Source organism: Hymenobacter seoulensis, from assembly GCF_054780535.1.
The window spans coordinates 468,857-489,075 of sequence record NZ_BAAGWD010000001.1 but is presented as its reverse complement, the minus strand read 5'-3'; the positions used below and the strand labels follow the sequence as shown (position 1 = coordinate 489,075).

At 58.3% G+C, this 20,219-nt stretch carries 18 protein-coding genes; 13 read left to right on the top strand and 5 right to left on the bottom strand.

Annotated features, from left to right (window positions below; translation table 11 throughout):
* Positions 1–106: 106 nt before the first annotated feature.
* Both tsaE and ACYVHC_RS02185 read left to right on the top strand, forming a co-directional pair.
* Positions 107–529, top strand: coding sequence for a tRNA (adenosine(37)-N6)-threonylcarbamoyltransferase complex ATPase subunit type 1 TsaE (gene tsaE, locus ACYVHC_RS02190; RefSeq protein WP_460612020.1), 423 nt, complete (start codon positions 107–109; stop codon positions 527–529).
* A 108-nt stretch (positions 530–637) separates the two neighbouring features.
* Positions 638–1,867 carry an alanine dehydrogenase gene (locus tag ACYVHC_RS02185; RefSeq protein WP_460612019.1) on the top strand — a complete coding sequence of 410 codons (1,230 nt, stop codon included), beginning with the start codon at positions 638–640 and terminating at the stop codon, positions 1,865–1,867.
* 94 nt (positions 1,868–1,961) lie between these two features.
* On the opposite strand, the gene ACYVHC_RS02180 is transcribed toward ACYVHC_RS02185, so the two are convergent.
* On the bottom strand, positions 1,962–2,333 hold the full coding sequence (locus tag ACYVHC_RS02180; RefSeq protein WP_460612018.1) for a hypothetical protein: 372 nt from the start codon (positions 2,331–2,333) through the stop codon (positions 1,962–1,964).
* A 295-nt stretch (positions 2,334–2,628) separates the two neighbouring features.
* Here ACYVHC_RS02180 and ACYVHC_RS02175 point away from each other — a divergent pair, with 295 nt between their 5' ends.
* Positions 2,629–3,483: a GNAT family N-acetyltransferase gene (locus ACYVHC_RS02175; protein WP_460612017.1), complete on the top strand. Its 855-nt coding sequence runs from the start codon at positions 2,629–2,631 to the stop codon at positions 3,481–3,483.
* Between the two features lie 547 nt (positions 3,484–4,030).
* Here ACYVHC_RS02175 and ACYVHC_RS02170 read toward each other — a convergent pair.
* The 3 genes from ACYVHC_RS02170 to ACYVHC_RS02160 all read right to left on the bottom strand — a co-directional run bounded on the left by ACYVHC_RS02170 (position 4,031) and on the right by ACYVHC_RS02160 (position 6,166).
* Positions 4,031–4,954 carry a flavin reductase family protein gene (locus ACYVHC_RS02170; protein WP_460612016.1) on the bottom strand — a complete coding sequence of 308 codons (924 nt, stop codon included), beginning with the start codon at positions 4,952–4,954 and terminating at the stop codon, positions 4,031–4,033.
* 46 nt (positions 4,955–5,000) lie between these two features.
* Entirely contained in the window at positions 5,001–5,549 is a 549-nt protein-coding gene (locus ACYVHC_RS02165) for a hypothetical protein (RefSeq protein ID WP_460612015.1), read from the bottom strand.
* Positions 5,550–5,623: 74 nt separating this feature from the next.
* Complete coding sequence (locus ACYVHC_RS02160; RefSeq protein ID WP_460612014.1) at positions 5,624–6,166, bottom strand: hypothetical protein; 543 nt, start codon at positions 6,164–6,166, stop codon at positions 5,624–5,626.
* 93 nt (positions 6,167–6,259) lie between these two features.
* On the opposite strand from ACYVHC_RS02160, the gene ACYVHC_RS02155 reads away from it, so the two are divergent.
* Both ACYVHC_RS02155 and ACYVHC_RS02150 read left to right on the top strand, forming a co-directional pair.
* Positions 6,260–7,186, top strand: coding sequence for a M28 family peptidase (locus ACYVHC_RS02155; protein ID WP_460612013.1), 927 nt, complete (start codon positions 6,260–6,262; stop codon positions 7,184–7,186).
* A gap of 74 nt (positions 7,187–7,260) precedes the next feature.
* Positions 7,261–8,034 carry a DUF2490 domain-containing protein gene (locus tag ACYVHC_RS02150; RefSeq protein ID WP_460612012.1) on the top strand — a complete coding sequence of 258 codons (774 nt, stop codon included), beginning with the start codon at positions 7,261–7,263 and terminating at the stop codon, positions 8,032–8,034.
* Here ACYVHC_RS02150 and ACYVHC_RS02145 read toward each other — a convergent pair whose 3' ends face one another.
* Complete coding sequence (locus ACYVHC_RS02145; protein ID WP_460612011.1) at positions 8,035–8,364, bottom strand: hypothetical protein; 330 nt, start codon at positions 8,362–8,364, stop codon at positions 8,035–8,037.
* Between the two features lie 360 nt (positions 8,365–8,724).
* Here ACYVHC_RS02145 and ACYVHC_RS02140 point away from each other — a divergent pair, with 360 nt between their 5' ends.
* The 8 genes from ACYVHC_RS02140 (at position 8,725) to acs (ending at position 20,219) form a co-directional block, all read left to right on the top strand.
* Positions 8,725–9,147, top strand: a complete 423-nt coding sequence (locus ACYVHC_RS02140; RefSeq protein WP_460612010.1) for a transposase — start codon at positions 8,725–8,727, stop codon at positions 9,145–9,147.
* Positions 9,148–9,284: 137 nt separating this feature from the next.
* A complete protein-coding gene (locus tag ACYVHC_RS02135; protein WP_460612009.1) occupies positions 9,285–10,814 on the top strand; it encodes a hypothetical protein in 1,530 nt (509 codons plus the stop codon).
* 117 nt (positions 10,815–10,931) lie between these two features.
* A complete protein-coding gene (locus ACYVHC_RS02130) occupies positions 10,932–12,446 on the top strand; it encodes an MFS transporter (protein WP_460612008.1) in 1,515 nt (504 codons plus the stop codon).
* A gap of 161 nt (positions 12,447–12,607) precedes the next feature.
* Positions 12,608–12,826: a hypothetical protein gene (locus ACYVHC_RS02125; RefSeq protein ID WP_460612007.1), complete on the top strand. Its 219-nt coding sequence runs from the start codon at positions 12,608–12,610 to the stop codon at positions 12,824–12,826.
* A gap of 116 nt (positions 12,827–12,942) precedes the next feature.
* The gene (locus ACYVHC_RS02120) at positions 12,943–15,717 is read left to right on the top strand and encodes an ATP-binding protein (protein ID WP_460612006.1); all 2,775 of its coding nucleotides are present in this window, start codon (positions 12,943–12,945) and stop codon (positions 15,715–15,717) included.
* A gap of 116 nt (positions 15,718–15,833) precedes the next feature.
* The gene (locus tag ACYVHC_RS02115) at positions 15,834–16,214 is read left to right on the top strand and encodes a response regulator transcription factor (protein WP_460612005.1); all 381 of its coding nucleotides are present in this window, start codon (positions 15,834–15,836) and stop codon (positions 16,212–16,214) included.
* A 45-nt stretch (positions 16,215–16,259) separates the two neighbouring features.
* Positions 16,260–18,194: a propionyl-CoA synthetase gene (locus tag ACYVHC_RS02110; protein ID WP_460612004.1), complete on the top strand. Its 1,935-nt coding sequence runs from the start codon at positions 16,260–16,262 to the stop codon at positions 18,192–18,194.
* Positions 18,195–18,293: 99 nt separating this feature from the next.
* On the top strand, positions 18,294–20,219 hold the full coding sequence (acs, locus tag ACYVHC_RS02105; RefSeq protein ID WP_460612003.1) for an acetate--CoA ligase: 1,926 nt from the start codon (positions 18,294–18,296) through the stop codon (positions 20,217–20,219).

Genomic DNA, 20,219 nt, shown 5'->3' with positions numbered 1-20,219 from the left:
TGCTACTAGGCCCCCAAGAAGCGAAAACCGCTCTGTTCGCTGCCAACCAGTTAAGCAATAGCACAGCGTGCCTGAATCGGCGGTTCATGCGCTACCTTTGCGGCCTATGCTCACCATCGATATTCCAAGCGTACAGGCGCTGCCAGCGGCCGCCGAGCAGGTCCGGGAGGCTATAGCGGGCCATTCTATCATTTGCTTTGAAGGCGAAATGGGCGCCGGCAAAACCACCTTCATCAAGGCTTTGTGCCAGTGCATGGGGGTAGCCGACGACGTCAGCAGCCCTACGTTCTCGCTCGTAAATGAGTACCGCGACGCCCACAATCAGCCGATATATCACTTCGACTTTTACCGCCTCGATAATCCGCGCGAAGCCGAAGGAATTGGCGCGCTAGAGTACTTCGATTCTGGCTATCTTTGCCTGATTGAGTGGCCTAGCCGCATCGAGGCCCTGTTGCCTCCGGACCGGCTGCTCGTCACTATTTCCGTCACCGGACCCGAAACTCGGCAATTAACAATTAGTAAGGAATAATGAATACTTTGTCCGTTAGTGTGTTGACTTTCTGCGGAAGGGCTCACATGCCAAGCGGCCATAGGCTCATTCTACCTGCTTAGTTGTTAATTTTTACTACCTAAGAGAATGCCCGAAGCAGTACCCCCCGGATTTGAGTCGCTGGCCACGAGCCGCGCCTACTTCACGCAGGAATCCATGCTGGCCGTGGAAACGCGGAAGCGGAAGCTGTTTATCGGGCTGCCCCGGGAGACATCGTTACAGGAAAACCGCATTTGCCTGACGCCGGAAGCGGTAAAGCACTTGGTAGAAAGCGGCCACGAAATTCTGCTGGAAAGCGGCGCCGGCGAGCCCAGCAAATACTCCGACCACGATTACTCGGAGGCCGGGGCTAGGGTAGCCTACTCGCCTAAGGAGGTGTACGAGGCCGACATAGTGCTGAAAGTAGCGCCGCCCACCTACGATGAGATGGAGTATCTGCGGGCCGGCCAGACGCTGATTTCGGCCCTGCAATTCGGCTCGCTCACCAGCGAATACATCACGGCCCTGCTGCGCAAAAAGGTGAACGCCATCAGCTTTGAGCTGATTAAGGACCCCTCGGGTACGCGCCCGGTGGTGCGCGCCATGTCGGAAATTGCGGGCTCCACTGTCATGCTGATTGCGGCCGAATACCTGGCCCGTTCCAACGAAGGCAAAGGTGTTATTCTGGGCGGTATTACGGGTGTGCCACCGTCGCAGGTAGTTATTCTGGGCGCCGGTACCGTGGCCGAATACGCTGCGCGGGCTGCTTCCGGGCTGGGTGCCGAAGTGAAAGTATTCGATAACCACCTCTACAAACTGCGCCGCCTGAAGCAGAACCTGGGGCAGCCGCAGCTCTACACCAGCACCCTCGATACGTTTGCCCTGAACCAGCAAATCCGCCGCGCCGATGTGGTGATTGGGGCCCTGAACGCCGAGGAAGGCCGCATTCCGTTCATGGTGGCCGAAGATGCCGTGTCGCAGATGGCGCCGGGCTCCGTGATTATCGACGTGAGCATTGACCAGGGAGGCTGCTTTGAAACCAGCGAGATGACCAGCCACAGCAAGCCCGTGTACCGCAAGTATGATGTGATTCATTACTGCGTGCCCAACATTGCCTCCCGCGTGCCGCGCACTGCTACCAACGCCCTGAGCAACATTTTTACGCCCATTCTGCAGGAAATCAGCCAGCACGGCGGTGTAAACGAAGTGCTGTTCACCAACGAGCATTTCCGCTCCGGCGTGTACGTGTACAAAGGCTCGCTCACCAATGCCAGCATCGCCCGCAAATTCAACATGCGCTACAAAGAGCTAGCCCTCATGATTGCGGTGCGGAACTAAGGCTGCGATGCAACTGGTGGACTAGGATATCAGTGATTAAACTTAATTATTGCTGACACACTGCATAGGGAGTCCTACGACTTCTATCTATGCTCTACTTCGGTTGAATATTATCTACCTCTAGCTTATAGCCAAACATGGTCCTTAATTCAGGTAAGGTGGTCAATCCATAACAGCTTTTTTTACGGCCAGTGAGCAGTACTCGTAACCCTACTACTTGATATTGGGATGGTAGAGGGGAGACAGGTACCAAATAATTGTCAAGGGTGTATTGCCCGCTAGCAAGGTCATTTTCATCAACGATAAGGCAATAAGTATTCGGTTCTGTCCTCGTGACAACCGCTTCTTTGTTTTGATAAGTAGCCAAAACATACTCATCATCGCAGCTTTGATTGGGATGAACGCTTGTGTCTTTTTTGCACCCTGCTGTAAGCATCACAGCGGTTAGTAAGAAAAGTATAGCCAAGTATCTCATAAAAGTTAGTTAAGTGATGTTAACAGGGTGCTGGTATATCAACGGTGTATTCAAGATCCTATGATCGACTGTTTGGTTGCATACGCTAATGCATGCTTAGGAAATATCTAAGATATAAATCGCAAAGGCCTGGCCCTAGCATCGCCTTGCGGAACTAAGAAAAGCTCGTTCTACCGCAAATGCCCGCCAAGCCTGTACGTATGTGCAGGCTTTTTCTTTTGTTTGAATTCCTATCTGAAAACGCGAGGAAACAGCCTTCGTTTCTCTGTGCCAACGAAAATGCCTGATGCCTGACTACTCTAATGCTAGCCTCACTGCCCGTTCTGTTTTAGAATTCGCCTCGGCCGAGGTAGCCGAGGCCATGACCCGTTCGTTTCAGGGGTATTTCGTGCCCATGGAGTTCGATGCGGCCTCGTTTGAGCGGCGCTTCCGGGGTGAGCACCTAGACCCCAGCGTAAGCCGGTTATGGTTTCAGGGCGAAGAGTTGGTAGGGGTGGTATTTATCGCCCGGCGCGGCTGGCAAAGCCGGGTAGCAGCCATGGGGCTGGTGCCAGAGTTTCGGAACCAAGGCTTGGGTAAAACCATGCTGAGTTCGGCTCTCGAAGAAGCCCGCCTGCGCGGCGACCAGAGCATGCTGCTGGAAGTTTTTACCGTAAACGCGCCCGCCATTCGGCTGTATGAGCGGTTGGGGTTCCGGATTACGCGGCAGCTACTAGGGTATCGGCGAGAAGCAGGCCTAGTACCGGTGGCCGTTGATACGCTAACAGAAATGGACCCGCTGGAGCTAGCCCGCACGGTACTGCGCGAAACGAACGAACCAATGCCCTGGATGAGCAGCGGCGAAACCCTACTGAGCGTAACCAAGCCCGCCCGCGCCTTTCGATTGCAGGAGCACGCCTACGCCCTGGTTCGGCCTGATGCTACTAGCCAACGGGTTATGGCGCTGCTGGTACCTAGGGAAAGCAGGCGACAGGGCTGGGGCACGCGGCTGGTACGTGCGCTGGAGGCCCAGTTTCCTGACCAGCCCCTGGTGGTGCCTTCCCTGGTTCCGGAAGGTAGCGGCACCGACTTTCTGCGCGCCTGTGGCTGGCAGCAAACGGAGCTAGCGCTTTATGAAATGGTGTGTCCGCTAGCGCGATGAATACCCGGAAGAAGTGTAATAAGGTGCTTGCCAAACGGGAAGTGCGAATAGCTCATTCCTGCCTAGATATACTACCCGTTAAGGCTGCGTTTCAGTAAAAGCCAGTGACACAGCAGGCCATACACGCATCCGCTCAGACCGAATGTGGCAACGTATAAAACGGACTGATACCAGGTACCTGGTCCGCTAAAATTACTGATCAACACTAAAAAGCTGGTTCCTATACCGAGTGTTGCACCAACCCTCATGCTTTTGTAAGTGCTCTTTGATAAGGATTTCTCCATTATCCCCTGATAAACTGGGTAAGCTAAAAGATACACCCAGCCGCCAAAAATTAGTATGAAGAAATAGAGGTAGACATACCCCTCTCTTAGTGCATCAGAGTAATGCTTAGCTAATACCCACAACAAACCTAGGGCCGCAACGGCAATGCTTATTAGAGTGATGACCAGTAGTAATAGCAGTGTGCGCATGGTATACTTCCTCGTCGTAATAAGCCAGCTATACCCAGAGGCAAGAGCAATTCTTGTGTAAGCAGTTGCACAAGCTACTCGCCAGCCAGCAATAGCACCTTCCAGGCATCCAGCAACCGGCCCTCTTCCAGCAATTTCTGGCCTAGTAACATGAGCTCCTGGCGCTGCTGCGCGGGCTCGTGGCGGTGCTTGTTGAGGGTGTAGCTCACGATGGGCTCTTGGCGGAACGCGGTTACCTCTTCAGAAGAGGGTAGCGCGTGCTGCTCGATGTTGGCCAGGCGGCCTAGGTTGTTGCCCGTCAGGATTTCGGAGGTGCGGATGTGCTCAGGGAGCTGATCGAAGCCGATGCCGAGGTTACGGTTTGGCTTGGGCACCTCGAAGAGGCTAGCGCCCGAGGCCCGGCTGTACCAGTCGCCGCCAAGGCGAGCAATGGCGTCAAGCTTTTCGGGGTCGATGCCAATGCCGGAGGGCAGAATGATGTCTTCGCGGAAATGGGCCAGCACCACGCGGCAGATGACCAGATTGCCGGCGCCGTTGTTGGTGCCCAGGGGCACTACTTGCTCTACCACGCACTCGAAGGCGGCCGGCGCTTCCAGCACCCGCGGGGGGCGCACCTGCTGGCTGGCTACCTCCGTGAAGCCGGCTTTTACAAATTCGTTTACGCCCTTGGCGTACTCGGTGCTGGCCAATGACATCTGCTCTACCATGGCGTAGTCGCAGATATGGATGACGCATTCGGCTACCTCGCGCACGTTTTCCAGGGTGTGCTTCTGGGAGTTGTCGCGCACGCGGTTGGCCGGCGAAAACACCAGAATGGGCGGGTTCGAGCCGAAGCAGTTAAAGAAGCTGAAGGGGCTCAGGTTCACGTTGCCTTCAGCATCCTGGGTGCTCACAAACGCCACCGGGCGCGGGGCCACGGCACCCACCATGAAGGGGTGCCAGTCGCTGGGTTTGAGGTCGGTAGGAACGATGCTGCGGAACGGGGTGGGAGTGGGCATGGGTGGAAGCTAGGTTTACGGCCCGAAATTGCGGCTTTCTCCGCAATTAGTCTTCACTTTCCCACTGCTTGGTCTCACTCCAGTACGAGGCATCTACTGCGGCCCCGACATAATAGCTCAGCTGGAAACCGGGCGCAGACGCAGCCCCCGGTTTCCGGCTGCTGGCTAACTGGTACCGAAACGGACGCTTAAACAACAGCCCCTGCGCCGTGCTGGGCAGGTGCGGTAGGTAAGCAGGAAACAGTTGCGCTGCCTGGTGGGGGTAGCTACCATGCGCTTGATAATATTGCTCCAGGTGGTGTACATAAGCCACGGCGTGCCGCTGGGTTTGGTCGCGCTGCCAGGCATAAATCGGCGGCATGCCCAACAGGCTAGCCAGGCTGGCTACCCCAACCGCGGCCGCAACGGGCCATAGCCGGCGGGCAGTGGCAGGAGAATATATGCGGGCCCACCCGTACACCAGGCCTAGGGCACCCGCTAGGGGGAGTTGCACCATAAACAGCAGCGGCTCACTGCACTCAGTGTGCAGGTAAAGAAGCGCCACCGTCAGTAACAAGCTCAGCTGCCACCACGAATACCCTTTTTTGTTTTGCATAAGTATCGGTATCAACTAACTGAGCATAGAGCACAAGAATACAAACTTCCTTGAAAAGCAGGGCGTAAGGTGTTCTAATCCTGGTAAGACCACTTTTCACTCTGGCTGGAATACGTAGCCTGAAACAGCAGACCTTGGGCATAGCCTAACTCGAAAGCCGAGCCCCCGAGAGCAGTATCGGTAGGTAGCAGCTGATAGAAGAAAGGGGCGGGGTACAACAGCCCAAAGCCGGTTTTGGGTAGCTCCGGTGCATACTGTGGCAGAAGTTGCGCCAGGGAATCAGGGTAGGCTCCGTGCTCGGTGCGGTAGCGCTTCAGCTGCCTGATAACAACCTGGGCCCGCCGTTGCGTGGCTTTATCTTGCAGGGAATGGAGCAGAGAAAAAGCCGGAATTTGCAAAAGCAGAAGCCCTGCCGTCAGCAACGCATATGCTCTCAGAGCGTGTCTTTTCCACCACCCAATCACAAAGCAACCTACTAGCCCGGGCAACACCAGCAGCAGTGGCAGCGGAAAAAGCCAGGTACTGGTTTCAAACTGCAATAGCAGTAACACGGCCAGCACACTGCTTCCGTAAAGCCACAGGTTGCGAGCAGGAGCGGGGCTAGGCGAGGTTGGCACGGAAGAAGTGGATAGGAGCCCAAGATAAAGGCTCAGACAACCAAAAGTAACCGACCAGCATCTAGCTGCTACACTTAGTAAAGGGAATTCGCTATGCTGCTACGGACTATGGTTGTGAAGACGTGCTTGCTGCTGAGTTCGGTTTGTTGCGTAGCGGCACATAGTCCGGCCGATACGGCCCGCTTGCGCCGCCACCTGGTAGCCCTCACAACCACGCCTGAACCGCGCAACTACCTGCATGAAGCCAGTCTCAACCAAGCCGCCGACTACATTACCGCCCAACTACTTGCTGCCGGTGCCAAGCCTAGTGAACAGCCTTATGCGGTGCAGGGCCGCACCTACCGCAACGTACTAGGTAGTTTCGGGCCCGAAACCGGTCCAAGGCTGATTGTGGGGGCGCACTATGATGTGTGCGGTGAGCAGCCCGGCGCCGATGACAACGGGACGGGCGTGGCGGCGCTTCTGGAGCTGGCCCGCCTGCTAGGCCAGCAGCCACGGTTGCCCTACCGCATCGACCTAGTAGCCTACACGCTGGAAGAGCCACCGTATTTCCGGACCAAGCAGATGGGCAGCTACGTGCACGCCAAGAGCCTGCACGATGCCGGCGTGCCCGTGCGCGGCATGGTGGCGCTGGAAATGCTAGGCTACTTCAACGACCAAACCGGCAGCCAGGACTACCCGGTGGGGGCGCTGAAATGGGTATATGGTAGCCGCGGCAACTACGTAACGGTAGCGCAGAAATTCGGCAACGGCCGATTTGGGCGTCAGTTTGCGCGCCGTTACAAAGCCAGCGCTGCGTTGCCGGTGAAGCGTTTTAAGGCGCCCGCCTGGCTGCCCGGCATCGACTTCTCGGACCACCTCAATTATTGGCACTTCGGCTATCCGGCCGTCTTGCTCACGGATACGGCCTTCTACCGCAACAAGCACTACCACGAGCCCACCGACACCCTAAACCGCCTGGATATGCGCCGCTTGGGGCTAGCCGTTGATGCCGTGCTGGCTACCATCCTGACTATGTAATCGAGAAGAGCCGCCAACTCCGAGGGCCCGGCGGCGTACGCAGCAGTACCTGTCTGTCCGTGGCAGCCCTCTTCATGAAAAAACTTTTGCTTCTGCTAGGGTGCTGCGCCCTGGCAACCGCCAGCTACGGCCAAGCCCAGCGCCTGCTCGACCGGAACACCCTCGGCTGGCTGGTGTACGCCGGCGACCATCAGCTCTCAAAAAAATGGGCGCTGCACACTGAGTACCAATGGCGCCGCGTGAACTGGCTGCGCGCCCCACAACAGCAACTGGCGCGGCTCGGGCTGGTGCGGGAGCTGTCGGAACGGGTAAGCGTCTCGGGTGGCTACACCTACTTCCAGGCGCACCGCTACGGCAGTTACCCCACCGTACCTAACCGGCCGGAACCCGAGCAGCGCCTGTATGAGGATATTTCCCTGCTGGACGCGCTAGGCCGACTCACGCTTACGCACCGCTTGCGCCTGGAGCAGCGCTGGCTAGGCTCCCGCAATGAGCAAGGCCGTGGCCCGGTGCAAGACTGGGAGTACCAAAACCGCATCCGCTACCAGCTCTCGGTGCAGTTTCCGCTGCAAGGCCCCACGGTTGAAGATGGCGAATACTACCTCAATGCCTTCGATGAAGTGTTCCTCGGCTTCGGCCGCAACGTCGGCGACAACGTGTTCAACCAAAACCGGCTTTCCGGTGGATTAGGCTACCAGTTCAGCGAAAACACGAAGGTAGAATTGAATTACCTCTACCAAATTAGTCAGCACGCCTTACCGGAGCCTGTTTCGGGTCGGCCGGTATTTGAAATCAACCACGGTTTCCGGCTAAATGTGCTGTATAACCTGGATTTTACGGGAGACTAGTTAGAGCAGCTGACCTACCCACATCCAGCCGGTCTGCACCACCAGATAGCGGGCCCCATCCGGGTATTCGTATTCATAATGGGGGCGGCGGAGGAAATCGTCGGGCCAGCCGTCGGGGTAGTCGTCCGCTTCGTGCCATACTTCATAGGGCTGCGTGCGCCACGTCAATTTATCTGCGCCGGGCAACTCAGCATACTCTATCGGTAAGGGAGGTCTGGCCGGATCGGGCTCATGGTCGCTTTCCAGGTATTGGCGCCTATTCTCCCGAATACTCACAACCACCTCTGAGCTGTGCGCAAACGCAGGCCCTACCAACCAGATAGTGGACACACTAGGCTCTCCTAATGAAGCTAAAACCGGTTGCCAGGCAAAAAAGGTGGTGAGCAGATGCTGCGCCGCTAGCTGCCGTACTAACTTAGGTGGTGTCCGGTGGTGCCAGTGCCACGGGTGCAACCCAAGCAACTCGTGGAAATAATGGCGTTTTAAAAGTGCATCAATAGAAAGGATAGCTGGCTTAATACTGCCAGCCTGTAGCCGCATCAAGTGGCGCTTGCCTCCTCTCACTTTGCTATATGGTCGGTATCTTCCCATTCTGTTGCTTAGTTATGTCTGTATACAATCTTTGCTAAAATAGTATATCTTTACTAAAATGCTATAGCTTTAGTACAGTAACCACTTACTTACCTGCTGATGTCAGTTCCTGTCTGCCCGAAGTGTGATGCCGCTGATGCGACCAAAAGTGGGATTGTGGGCGGCCGGCAACGATTTAAGTGCAAGAACTGCGGCTACCACTTTTCGGTGGCAAAGGCCGGAAAGGAAATCAACTCGTATTACGTCATCAAGGCGCTGCAACTCTATGTGGAGGGCGTGAGCTACCGCGAAATTGAGCGCCTGCTGGGCGTGAGCCACGTTTCGGTGATGAACTGGGTGAAAAAATATGGGGTAAAAGCCCCCCGCCAGACCGAGTACCACCCCACCTATAAAATTCTGAATCAGAAAGAGCTGGCAGAGTTTTTTCAGAAGCCCGAGAATCTGAAGGGGGCAGGGCTGGTCGTCACAGAACTCGGCGATAAGTACATGATGATTCGCTGGGAGCGGTTTCGGCAGGGGTAGAGCTATAGGGTTAGCAGAACTATAACGTGGGCGTGACTTCTGCGCGGGGAATCCTCTACTTAGGGACACCAGTTCGGTGGCGTATGGCTGCTAGCTGCTCGTCCTGATCCATCCCAACCCCAAATCCCCCAAACCCCATGCGAACCACTCGTTACGCGCTGGCCGTGAGTGCCTTGCTTACAGCTGCCGGTGCTACGGCTCAAATACAGCCTCCGCCCGCCGGTGGGCAGCCTGCTCCGCCGCCTGCTGAGCCCGGCAATCCGCCTGTGCCACAGGTTCCTACGGAGTCGGCTCCGTATGGCGCGGGTATGAAGTTCAACCTCTCGCCCGATGGCAGCAAGTACGTGCGTTTCATCACTTGGCACCAAGTATGGTCGCGTTACACTAAGAACAACACCGGCACGCTGCGTGCTCCCGGTAAACCTCAGGACGACCAGCTGGACTTTGCCCTTCGTCGTTCCCGTCTGATTATTCTTTCGCAGCTGAACCCCCGGTTTCTGGTGTACAGCCACATCGGAATTAACAACCAAACGGCTGTAAGTGGTGGCTTTAACCCAACGGTTGATGGCAAGAAGCCGCAGATTTTTGTGCACGAGGCAGTGGTGGAGTACAAAGTGAACCAGTACCTGAACCTGGGTGCCGGCATGCACTACCAGAACGGCCTTTCGCGCATGACGCGCTCCAGCACCATTAACTTCCTTACGCTGGATGCGCCGCTCACCAACTGGCCCACCATTGAAGCCATTGACCAGTTTGTGCGGGGCATTGGCGTATACGGCAAGGGCCGCGTAGGTAAGCTCGATTACGCGTTGTCGGTGAATGAGTCGATGCTGACCAACCAGACGGGCGCTTTCAGCACGCCGCTAGGCCTGGGCACCACCGTAACCACTGGTGCCGCTCCTGACCAGATTACCACCAGCACTGGCAACAACACCGCCCAGTACAACCCCCAGGGCACCAACCACATCTACCAGGGCTACTTCAGCTACGAGTTCCTGGATCAGGAAGCCAACCTGCTGCCCTTTAACGTGGGAACGTACCTAGGCGCCAAGCGCGTGTTCAACATTGGTGCGGGCTTCTTCTACAACAAGGATGGCATGGTGTCGAGGCCCACGAACAGCATCGTGAGCGTGCCCGGCACGGCCTTCACGCCCGCGCAAACCGCCGCCATTGGCACCGAAAAGCACGACATTGCTCTGTTCTCGGCCGACGTGTTTTTTGATACGCCCATCAACAAGGAAGCCGGCACGGCCCTTACAGTGTACGGCGTGTATTACAACTACAACATGGGCCCCAACCATGTGCGCTTCATCGGGGCCTCTAACCCCGGCTACGGCGCCGATGCCCGCCGCGGCAACGCCGTACCGCACTCCGGTACCGGCAACGTAGGCTACGTGCAGGCCGGCTACCTGCTCCCCAAAAACCTGTTTGGCCCCAAGCTCCGGATGCAGCCGTATGCCTCGCACCTGCTAGCCGGCTACGAGGGGCTGCGCACCAGCAACGGCGAGCAGAAAAACGTGAACATCTTCGATGCGGGTGCCAACTTTTACATCGATGGGCACAACGCCAAATTCACGCTCAACTACCGCGCCCGGCCCGATTTCACGAACGTGAACGACGTGAAATATCGTCCGGAAATCACGCTCCAGACCCAGGTTTCGCTGTAAGTGCGCTAGGCCCGGAAGGGGGGCAAAGCGTTGGGGAATGCCCTGCGTTGCTCTGCGCCTGCCCGGCTTATTTCTGACTTCTGGCATCTTCTTTCACCACCACAACTCCCACCACGCATGCACCAGAATTTACCGCAGCGCGACGCCTACGCCGGCGCCGCGCCCCTGGGCGGCGCGTCCTCTGCCGACGATGCCATTGCCCACGACAACAACACCGTCTCGACCAGCAAAATCTGGCAGGTGATTACCGCTTCCTCGGTGGGCACCGTTATCGAGTGGTACGACTTCTACATCTTCGGGTCGCTGGCCGCTATCATTGGGCCGGTGCTATTTGGCTCTACGGGCAAGATTGAAGACACGATTCTGGGCACGCTGGCTGTGTTTGGGGCGGGCTTCGTGGTGCGGCCGTTTGGGGCGCTGTTCTTTGGTCGCATCGGCGACATGATCGGGCGCAAGTACACGTTCCTGCTCACGCTGCTGATTATGGGCGGCGCTACCTTCGTGACGGGCCTCATCCCGAGCTACGATAAAATTGGCATTGCGGCACCCATTATCGTAACGCTGCTTCGCTTGCTGCAAGGCCTGGCCCTAGGCGGCGAGTACGGCGGCGCTACCACGTATGTAGCCGAGCACTCGCCGGACAACCGCCGCGGCTACTACACCAGCTTTATCCAGATTACGGCCACGGCCGGCCTGCTGCTGAGTATTCTGGTGATTATCGTGACGCGTAAAACGATGGGAGAAGCGGCCTTCAAGGAGTGGGGCTGGCGCATTCCGTTCCTGCTCTCGGGCCTGTTGGTAATTGCGTCGTACTATATCCGTCGGAAGCTGCATGAGTCGCCATTGTTTGCTAAGGCGAAGTCAGAAGGCAAAACGAGCAGCAACCCGCTGCGTGAGTCATTCGTGAACCCCGTAAACCGCCGGTTGGTGCTGATTTCGCTGTTCGGCGCTACCATGGGCCAGGGCGTGGTGTGGTACACGGGCCAATTCTATGCGTACTCGTTCATGCAGAACACCCTGAAACTTGACCTGGTAGATGCCAGCTTGGTGCTGTGCAGCGCCCTGATTCTGGCTACCCCGTTCTTCGTGTACTTCGGCTCGCTTTCTGACCGCATTGGCCGCAAGAAGATTATCATGATGGGCCTGCTCTGCGGAGCGTTGTTCACGTTCCCTATCTTCTACGGCCTCAAGCAGTTCGCCGGTCCGCTCTCGGAGGTAACCGCTGCCACCGTGGATGCCACTGGCAAAGCCGTTCCAGCCGTGATGAAGGCCCTCTCGCCGAACCTGTTGGCCATGACGGCCCTGACGTTCTGCCTGGTGCTGTTCGTGACGATGGCTTATGGCCCGATTGCTGCCTACCTCGTGGAGCTGTTCCCGACCAAAGTGCGCTACACCTCGCTTTCCTTACCGTACCACATCGGTAACGGCGTTTTCGGGGGCTTTGTGCCCTTGATTGCCACGGCCCTCACGCTGCGCGCCGCCGCCTCCGATACGCCCTTTATTAAGGAGCACAGCACGCTGGCCGGCCTGATTTATCCGGTAGGTATTGCCCTAATCTGCTGGTTTATTGGCCAAGCCCTGATGAAGGATGTGCGCAACGTGAAGCTCATGGACGAAGAAACCGCGGCCTAGCCCTTCGTTGACTTTGTACTGACATTCCGGTCAGCTCATGAGTTGAGTTGCGGAAGAAAAGTCCGTCGGGCCGGTGGTTCGGCGGACTTTTTCACAACTTACCATTCCCACCGTCTAGGGCCCAGAAAAAGACTAGGCCTCGACCTTGTAGCAACCCTGCCATGGCCAGCCCTTCTTTACAAGAGCGCCCCGAGCAACGCCGCGGCCAGCGTCTGCTGTTTGTAGCGGTGCTGTTTGCGGTGCTGTTTACGTTTCCCTTCCTGGGAGTTGTTGACCAAGAAAGGCTGGTGGCCGGCATTCCGGTGCTGTACCTATATGTGTTTGTGGTATGGGTGCTGCTGGTGCTGCTCACGGGCTGGCTGGTGCGCCGCAAAGAATAAGCCGCTGCGCTACTAGGTGCCCTCAGGCCTCAAACCTGCTCTACCTATTCTGCGCCACCACCTGGCGGTCCGCTTGTCCCTCGTTCTGGTTCTGTTCACCCACTCGCTTCCCACCCTTGAATACGCTGCTCGTCATTGGCTTTTCCTTCGGCTACCTTGCCTTGTTGTTTGGGGTAGCCTATGCGGCTGAGCGACGCTCGGCGGCCCGGCGGAGCCTCGTGAGCAACCCCTATGTGTACGCCCTGAGCATGGCCGTGTACTGCACCGCCTGGACGTATTATGGCTCGGTGGGGCGGGCGGCGCACTTTGGCCTCGAGTTCATCGGGATTTACCTGGGGCCCACCCTGATGGCCCCGGCGGCCTGGCTGGTGCTGCGTAAAATCATCCGCATCTGCCGGTTGCAGCGCCTTACGTCCATTGCCGACTTTATCTCGGCGCGCTATGGGAAAAGTGCTTGGCTGGGCGCCCTCGTAACGGTAGTGTGCGTGCTGGGCGTGGTGCCGTACATCTCGCTGCAAATCAAGGCTATTGCCGCTTCCTTTGATATTTTGACTGGTGGCGACGGCAACATGCTGGCTACCAGCGGCGTGGCGGTTTCCTCGGCCTTTATCACCACGGTAGCCCTCGCGTTTTTTACCATCATTTTTGGGGTACGCTCCATTGAAACCACCGAGCGCCACGAGGGTATGGTGCTGGCCGTAGCCTTGGAAAGCCTCGTGAAGCTGGTAGCCTTTCTGGCCGCCGGCCTATTCGTGACCTATGGCCTGTTTGATGGCTTTACCGATGTATTTGAGCGGGCGGCTGCCCTGCCCGATTTGCGCCGCCTGTTCACGCTGCACGGGGCCGGTACCAGTGGGGCTCAGTGGTTTACGCTGCTGCTGCTGAGCATGGCGGCTATTCTACTGCTGCCGCGGCAGTTTCAGGTGTCGGTAGTAGAGAACGTGAACGAGGACCATCTGCGCAAAGCCATGTGGCTGTTCCCGTTGTACCTCATCGTTATCAACCTGTTTGTGATGCCGCTGGCCTTTGGCGGGCGCTTGCTTGATGGGGCCGGGCAGCTAGACGCCGATACGTTTGTGCTGGCGTTACCCTTGCAAGCCGGGCAGCCCTGGTTGGCGCTGCTGATCTACCTAGGCGGTTTGTCGGCGGCTTCCTCCATGATTATCGTGGAAACCATTGCCCTGAGCGTGATGATGAGCAACCACCTGCTTATGCCTTTGCTGGTGCGCATTCCGGCGGCCCGCGCCGAGGGGCCGCGCTGGTTTGCCTACCTCGGCCAGATAGCCCTGCACAGCCGCCGCTTGGCGGTGGTGCTGGTGCTACTACTGGCCTACGGCTACTATGCCGAGGTGGGCCATTTGCTGCCGCTCGTCAATATTGGGTTGGTGTCGTTTGCGGCGGTAGCGCAGTTTGTGCCGGTGGTGCTGGGGGGGCTGTACTGGAAAGGCGGCACGCGGCAGGGCGCTACGGCCGGTATTCTGGCGGGCTTTGTGGTGTGGTTTTTCACGCTGGTATTTCCCACCATGATTGGTCCTGACCTGCTGCCCGATGCCATTCTAACCGAAGGGCTGTTTGGACTGCACATACTCCGGCCGTTCGCGCTGTTCGGGCTGGAAGGGCTGGATTATTTGTCGCATGGACTGTTCTGGAGCTGGTTTTTCAATTTGGGGTGCTACGTGGGCGTGTCGTTGATGCGGGCACCAACGGCCCTAGAGCAGCACCAGGCCAGCGTATTCGTGGATGTGTTTCGGTATGGCAACGCGTTCGAGGGACCGGCCGGCTGGCAGGGCGTAGCGCCGTTGCCCGATGTGCGCGTGTTGCTCACGGGCTTCCTGGGTAAAAAGCGCACCAACCAGGCCCTGCACGCCTTTCAGGAGCGGTTTCCGGATGCGCATCTTACCGAAGGCGTAACCCCGCCCCAAGCCGACCCCAGGCTGCTGGCTTACGTGGAGAAGCTGCTGGCCGGTTCCATTGGTCCGGCTTCGGCGCGGCTGCTGCTTAGCTCCTCGGTAGGGGTAGAGGATATTAGTTTTGACAACGTAGTGGGCATTCTGAAGGAAAGCCAGCAACTGCTGGAAGCCAACCGCCAGCTCCAGAAACAGCAGCGCCAATTGCAGCGCCTCACCGGTGAGCTGCAAGCCGCTTACGACCAGCTGCAGGAGCTGGATCAGCATAAAGACGAGTTCTTGTACACCGTAACGCACGAGCTGCGCACGCCGCTTACTAGCATCCGGGCCCTGTCGGAAATCCTCACTGATAATCCCGATCTGGAGGAAGAAGAGCGCCACCGGTTTCTGCTGATTATCACCAAGGAATCGGAACGGTTGAGCCGGCTGATTACCCTAGTACTGGACCTGGAGAAGTACGAATCGGGGAAGGCCACGCTGGAAAAAAGCCCCGTGGATGTGGCCGATGTCATTACCGATGCGCTGGAAGCCGTGGGCCAGCTCCTGCGCGACAAGCACCTGCACCTCGACCTCTCGGTGCCGCCGGGTTTGCCGCCCTTATTCGGCGACCGAGACCGGCTGATGCAGGTGCTTATGAACCTGCTCAGCAACGCCATCAAATCGTGCCGGCCCGATGGTACGGGGCGCATTGCGGTGGTGGTGGAAACGCCCGGCGACGCCCTGCGCATCACGGTGCAGGACAACGGCAAAGGCATCGATCCGGATTTTCACCAGCTCATCTTCGACAAGTTTTTCCAGGCCCGCAACCAAACCATGCGCAAGCCCGAGGGCTCGGGGCTGGGGCTGGCCATCACCAAAAAGATTGTGGAGCTGCATGCTGGTCGCATTTGGGTGGAAAGTGCGCCGGAACAAGGCGCGCGGTTTTCCTTTGAGCTGCCCCTAGTAGCTGCCCCCGACCCGGGGCCGCCTGGTACGGCGCCCTAGGCACTTATCGGCCGCAAACCCTCGCCTCACCTACTCAGAGCCCGCCGCCAGCTTCTCAAGTTTTGCTCTGATTTCAGCCCCTGTTCCTTTCGAAAACAACCTTGATTTCCTTCGTCATGCCGACGCCTCCCCATATTCTGATTGTTGACGATGAGCCCAACATCGTGATGTCGTTGGAGTTTCTGATGCGCAAAAACGGCTACCGCGTCAGTATTGCCCGCAACGGCACCGAGGCGCTAGAGGCCGTGGACCACACTCCGTTTGATGTGGTGCTGCTGGATGTGATGATGCCCGACGTGGATGGCTACCACGTGTGCCGGCACCTGCGCCAGCGCCCCGACCGCGCCGCTACCCGCGTCGTGTTCCTGTCGGCTAAAAGCAAGGAAGCCGATATCCAGAAGGGCTACGACGCCGGCGCCGACCTCTACATTCCGAAGCCCTTCAGTACCCGCCAGCTGATGGAAAAAGTGAAAGAACTGATTAAGGCACCGGTGTAAACTGGCTGCGCCTAGGTTCCCGTCCGCCCTCAACCCCTCCCGCCCATGAATGCCTCATCTTACGCCGCCGCGCATGCCGCCAGCCTGGCTACTCCCGCCGAGTTTTGGGCGGAGCAGGCCCGCCAGTTGCATTGGTTTCAGGAGCCGCCCCAACCGGTGCTCAGCCAGGCCCCCGATACGGGTTTCTACCGGTGGTTTAAAGGCGGCCAACTCAACACGGCCTACCTCTGCCTCGATTACCATGTGGAAAACGGCCGCGCCGACCAAGTGGCCCTGGTGTACGACTCGCCGGTAACCAGCACCGTGCGCCGCCTCACGTACCGCGAGCTGCTGAACCTCACGGCCCGGTTTGCGGGCGGCCTGCGCCAGCTTGGGGTCGAGAAAGGAGATAGGGTGATACTTTATATGCCCAACCTGCCCGAGGCCGTGGTAGCCATGCTGGCCTGCGCCCGCCTGGGGGCTATTCATTCGGTTGTGTTTGGAGGGTTTGCACCGCATGAACTGGCCATCAGGATTGATGATGCCCGGCCCCGCGCCATAATCTGTGCTTCGGGCGGACTGGAGGTGGATAAAATTGTTCCGTACAAGCCCCTCGTGGATGCCGCTATCAAGCTGGCGCACCACCAGCCGGAGCACGTGGTAGTGCATCAGCGCGCGTTTGTATCCGCTGATATGCAGCCCGGGCGCGACATAGATTACCAGGAGTTACTAGGTGCCGAGCCTGTGGAAGCCGTGCCGCTCGATGCTACCGACCCATTGTATATTCTGTACACCTCCGGTACCACCGGCAAGCCCAAAGGCGTGCTCCGCGACAACGGTGGCCACGCCGTAGCGCTGAAGTACAGCATGAGCGCCATTTACGGGGTAGCACCCGGCGAAACGTTCTGGGCCGCTTCTGACATTGGGTGGGCAGTGGGCCACAGCTACATTGTGTACGGGCCGCTTTTGCACGGCTGCACGAGCGTCTTGTTCGAAGGCAAGCCCGTGCGCACCCCCGATGCCGGCACGTTCTGGCGCGTGGTGCACAACCACAAGGTGAGCGTGCTGTTCACGGCGCCTACTGCCATTCGGGCCATCAAGAAAGAAGACCCCGAAGGTGCATTGGCCCGCCGCTACGACCTGAGCAGCCTGCGCTACCTCTTTTTGGCCGGCGAACGGTGTGACCCTGCCACCTACGAGTGGGCTGCCCACACGCTGCAGGTGCCGGTAGTAGACCATTGGTGGCAAACGGAGTCGGGGTGGCCGATGCTGGCTACCATGGTGGGGCTCCCCGATATGACACCGCCCCGCGCCGGCTCGGCCGGCCACGCTGTGCCTGGCTACGATGTACAGATTCTGGACGAAGGGGGCCACCCAGTACCGCCTGGCACTACGGGCCTGGTAGCCGTGAAGCTGCCATTGCCGCCCGGCTGCCTGCCCACGCTCTGGCACGACGACGTCCGGTTTCAGCGCGGCTACCTGGATGCGTTTCCGGGTTACTACCTCTCCGGCGACGGTGGATACCAAGACGCGGAAGGCTACCTCTACATTATGGGCCGCGTAGATGACGTGATAAACGTGGCGGGCCACCGCCTGAGCACCGGCGAGATTGAAGAGCTGCTGGCCGCCCACCCGGCCGTGGCTGAGTGCGCTGTGATGGGCATTGCCTGCGCCCTGCGCGGCCAGGTGCCGGCGGGCCTGGTGGTACTAAAAGACGGCCAGAGCATTGCAGAACCTCAACTGGAGCAGGAGCTGGTGCAGCTGATTCGGGAGCAGATTGGGGCCGTGGCCTGCTTCCGCCACGCGGCCGTGGTGAAGCGCCTGCCCAAAACCCGCTCGGGCAAAATTCTGCGCAAAACCCTGCGGCAGTTGGCCGACGGCGACGACCTAGTAATTCCCTCCACAATCGACGACCCCGCCATCCTCGACGAAATCCGGCAGGTGCTGGTGCGGCGCGGCATCGGGCAGGCATTTGAAAACCCGCCGCCCGCCAGCGCCTGATGCCGAGTTTACTAGGCCTTGCTCTAGCCTAAACCCTGGCTACTAGCCTTATTCTGACGCAAAACCATTCACTATACACTCCCTAAACTCCTTATTCCCATGCCTGAAACTCCCTCCAAACACGCCCGTATCCGCACCCTGGAAGAATACCACGAGGCCTACCGCCGCAGCACCGAAAACCCCGAGCAGTTCTGGGCCGATGTCGCGGCTCCCTTCACGTGGCGCCGCAAGTGGGATACCGTCCTGACCTCGGATATGGCAGGTGGCCACAACGAGTGGTTTAAGGGCGCGCGCCTCAACATCACTGAGAATTGCCTCGACCGCCACCTGGCTACCCGCAGCAACAAACTGGCCATCATCTACGAGCCCAACGACACCAAAACCCGCCACCTGCGCCTGACCTACCGCGAGCTGCACCAGGAGGTCTGCAAGTTTGCCAACGTGCTGCATAACAACGGGGTAGAAAAAGGCGACCGGGTGTGCATCTACATGCCCATGATTCCGCAGCTGGCCATTGCGGTGCTGGCCTGTGCCCGCATTGGGGCGGTGCACTCCGTGATTTTCGCGGGGTTTTCGGCCACGGCAATTGCTGACCGCGTGAACGACGCCCAGGCTACTGTGGTGCTCACCGCCGACGGCCTGAACCGCGGCGCCAAGCAAATTCCGGTAAAGCGCGTGGTAGATGAAGCCCTGGAACACTGCCCCAGCGTGCGCCGCGTGATTGTGGTGGAGCACCTGGGCTGGCCCGTGCACATGCATGAGGGCCGCGACGTGTGGTATCATGAGGAAGCCGAAGGCGTGGCCAAAACCTGCCCCGCCGAGGAAATGGATGCTGAAGACCCGCTATTCATTCTGTACACCAGCGGCAGCACCGGTAAGCCCAAAGGCGTGGTGCACAGCACGGCCGGCTACATGGTGTGGGCCGATTACACGTTCCGCAACGTGTTTCAGGTGGAGGAAAACGACATTTACTGGTGCACCGCCGACATCGGCTGGGTAACGGGCCACACGTATCTGCTCTACGGGCCACTGCTCTCAGGAGCTACCTCCTTAATGTTTGAGGGCATCCCGACGTACCCCGATGCGGGCCGTTTCTGGGAAGTAATCGACAAGCACTCGGTCAGCATTTTCTACACTGCGCCTACCGCTATCCGTAGCCTGATGGCCGCGCCCCTAGATAACGTGCTCAGCTACTCTCTGGACTCGTTGCGGGTGCTCGGATCAGTAGGAGAGCCCATCAACGAAGAAGCCTGGTACTGGTACTATCAGCACGTGGGCAAGGAGCGCTGTCCCATTGTGGACACGTGGTGGCAGACGGAAACCGGCGGCATCATGATTTCGGCGTTGGCAGGCATTACGCCCAGCAAACCCACGCACGCCGGCCTGCCGTTGCCCGGCGTGCAGCCGGTTCTGCTCACGCAGGAAGGCAAAGAAATTGAGGGCAACGACGAAGAAGGCTACCTAGCCATCAAGCACAGCTGGCCCGGCATCATCCGGACTACCTACGGTGACCATGAGCGGGCTGTTCAGACATATTTCGCGCCGTACAAGGGCTACTACTTCACCGGCGACGGAGCCCGCCGCGACGCCGATGGGCTCTACCGCATTATTGGCCGCGTAGATGACGTGATTAACGTTTCGGGTCACCGCTTTGGCACGGCGGAAATCGAGAATGCCATCAACCAGAACGCCAATGTGGTGGAGTCGGCGGTGGTAGCCTTCCCGCACGATGTAAAAGGCCAGGGCATCTATGCCTACGTGATTTGCCGCGCAGGTGCCTGCGACAAGGATTCAGATAAAATCCACATCGAGGCCAGCATCATCGAAACCATCGTGGCCGAAATCGGTAAAATTGCCAAGCCTGATAAAATTCAGATTGTATCAGGCCTGCCCAAAACCCGTTCTGGCAAAATCATGCGCCGCATCCTGCGCAAGGTAGCGGAAGGCGAAATCAGCAACCTCGGCGATACCACCACATTGCTTGACCCTTTGGTGGTAGACGAAATTATTAGTGGCCGCAAGTAG

Excerpts from the sequence above, each read along its gene's own strand:
- ACYVHC_RS02115 (WP_460612005.1), top strand. The coding sequence starts at position 15,834 with ATGCCGACGCCTCCCCATATTCTGATTGTTGACGATGAGCCCAACATC.
- ACYVHC_RS02150 (WP_460612012.1), top strand. The coding sequence starts at position 7,261 with ATGAAAAAACTTTTGCTTCTGCTAGGGTGCTGCGCCCTGGCAACCGCC.
- ACYVHC_RS02125 (WP_460612007.1), top strand. The coding sequence starts at position 12,608 with ATGGCCAGCCCTTCTTTACAAGAGCGCCCCGAGCAACGCCGCGGCCAG.
- ACYVHC_RS02155 (WP_460612013.1), top strand. The coding sequence starts at position 6,260 with ATGCTGCTACGGACTATGGTTGTGAAGACGTGCTTGCTGCTGAGTTCG.
- ACYVHC_RS02130 (WP_460612008.1), top strand. The coding sequence starts at position 10,932 with ATGCACCAGAATTTACCGCAGCGCGACGCCTACGCCGGCGCCGCGCCC.
- ACYVHC_RS02185 (WP_460612019.1), top strand. The coding sequence starts at position 638 with ATGCCCGAAGCAGTACCCCCCGGATTTGAGTCGCTGGCCACGAGCCGC.
- tsaE (WP_460612020.1), top strand. The coding sequence starts at position 107 with ATGCTCACCATCGATATTCCAAGCGTACAGGCGCTGCCAGCGGCCGCC.
- ACYVHC_RS02140 (WP_460612010.1), top strand. The coding sequence starts at position 8,725 with ATGTCAGTTCCTGTCTGCCCGAAGTGTGATGCCGCTGATGCGACCAAA.
- ACYVHC_RS02135 (WP_460612009.1), top strand. The coding sequence starts at position 9,285 with ATGCGAACCACTCGTTACGCGCTGGCCGTGAGTGCCTTGCTTACAGCT.
- ACYVHC_RS02170 (WP_460612016.1), bottom strand. The coding sequence starts at position 4,954 with ATGCCCACTCCCACCCCGTTCCGCAGCATCGTTCCTACCGACCTCAAA.
- acs (WP_460612003.1), top strand. The coding sequence starts at position 18,294 with ATGCCTGAAACTCCCTCCAAACACGCCCGTATCCGCACCCTGGAAGAA.
- ACYVHC_RS02165 (WP_460612015.1), bottom strand. The coding sequence starts at position 5,549 with ATGCAAAACAAAAAAGGGTATTCGTGGTGGCAGCTGAGCTTGTTACTG.
- ACYVHC_RS02110 (WP_460612004.1), top strand. The coding sequence starts at position 16,260 with ATGAATGCCTCATCTTACGCCGCCGCGCATGCCGCCAGCCTGGCTACT.
- ACYVHC_RS02175 (WP_460612017.1), top strand. The coding sequence starts at position 2,629 with ATGCCTGACTACTCTAATGCTAGCCTCACTGCCCGTTCTGTTTTAGAA.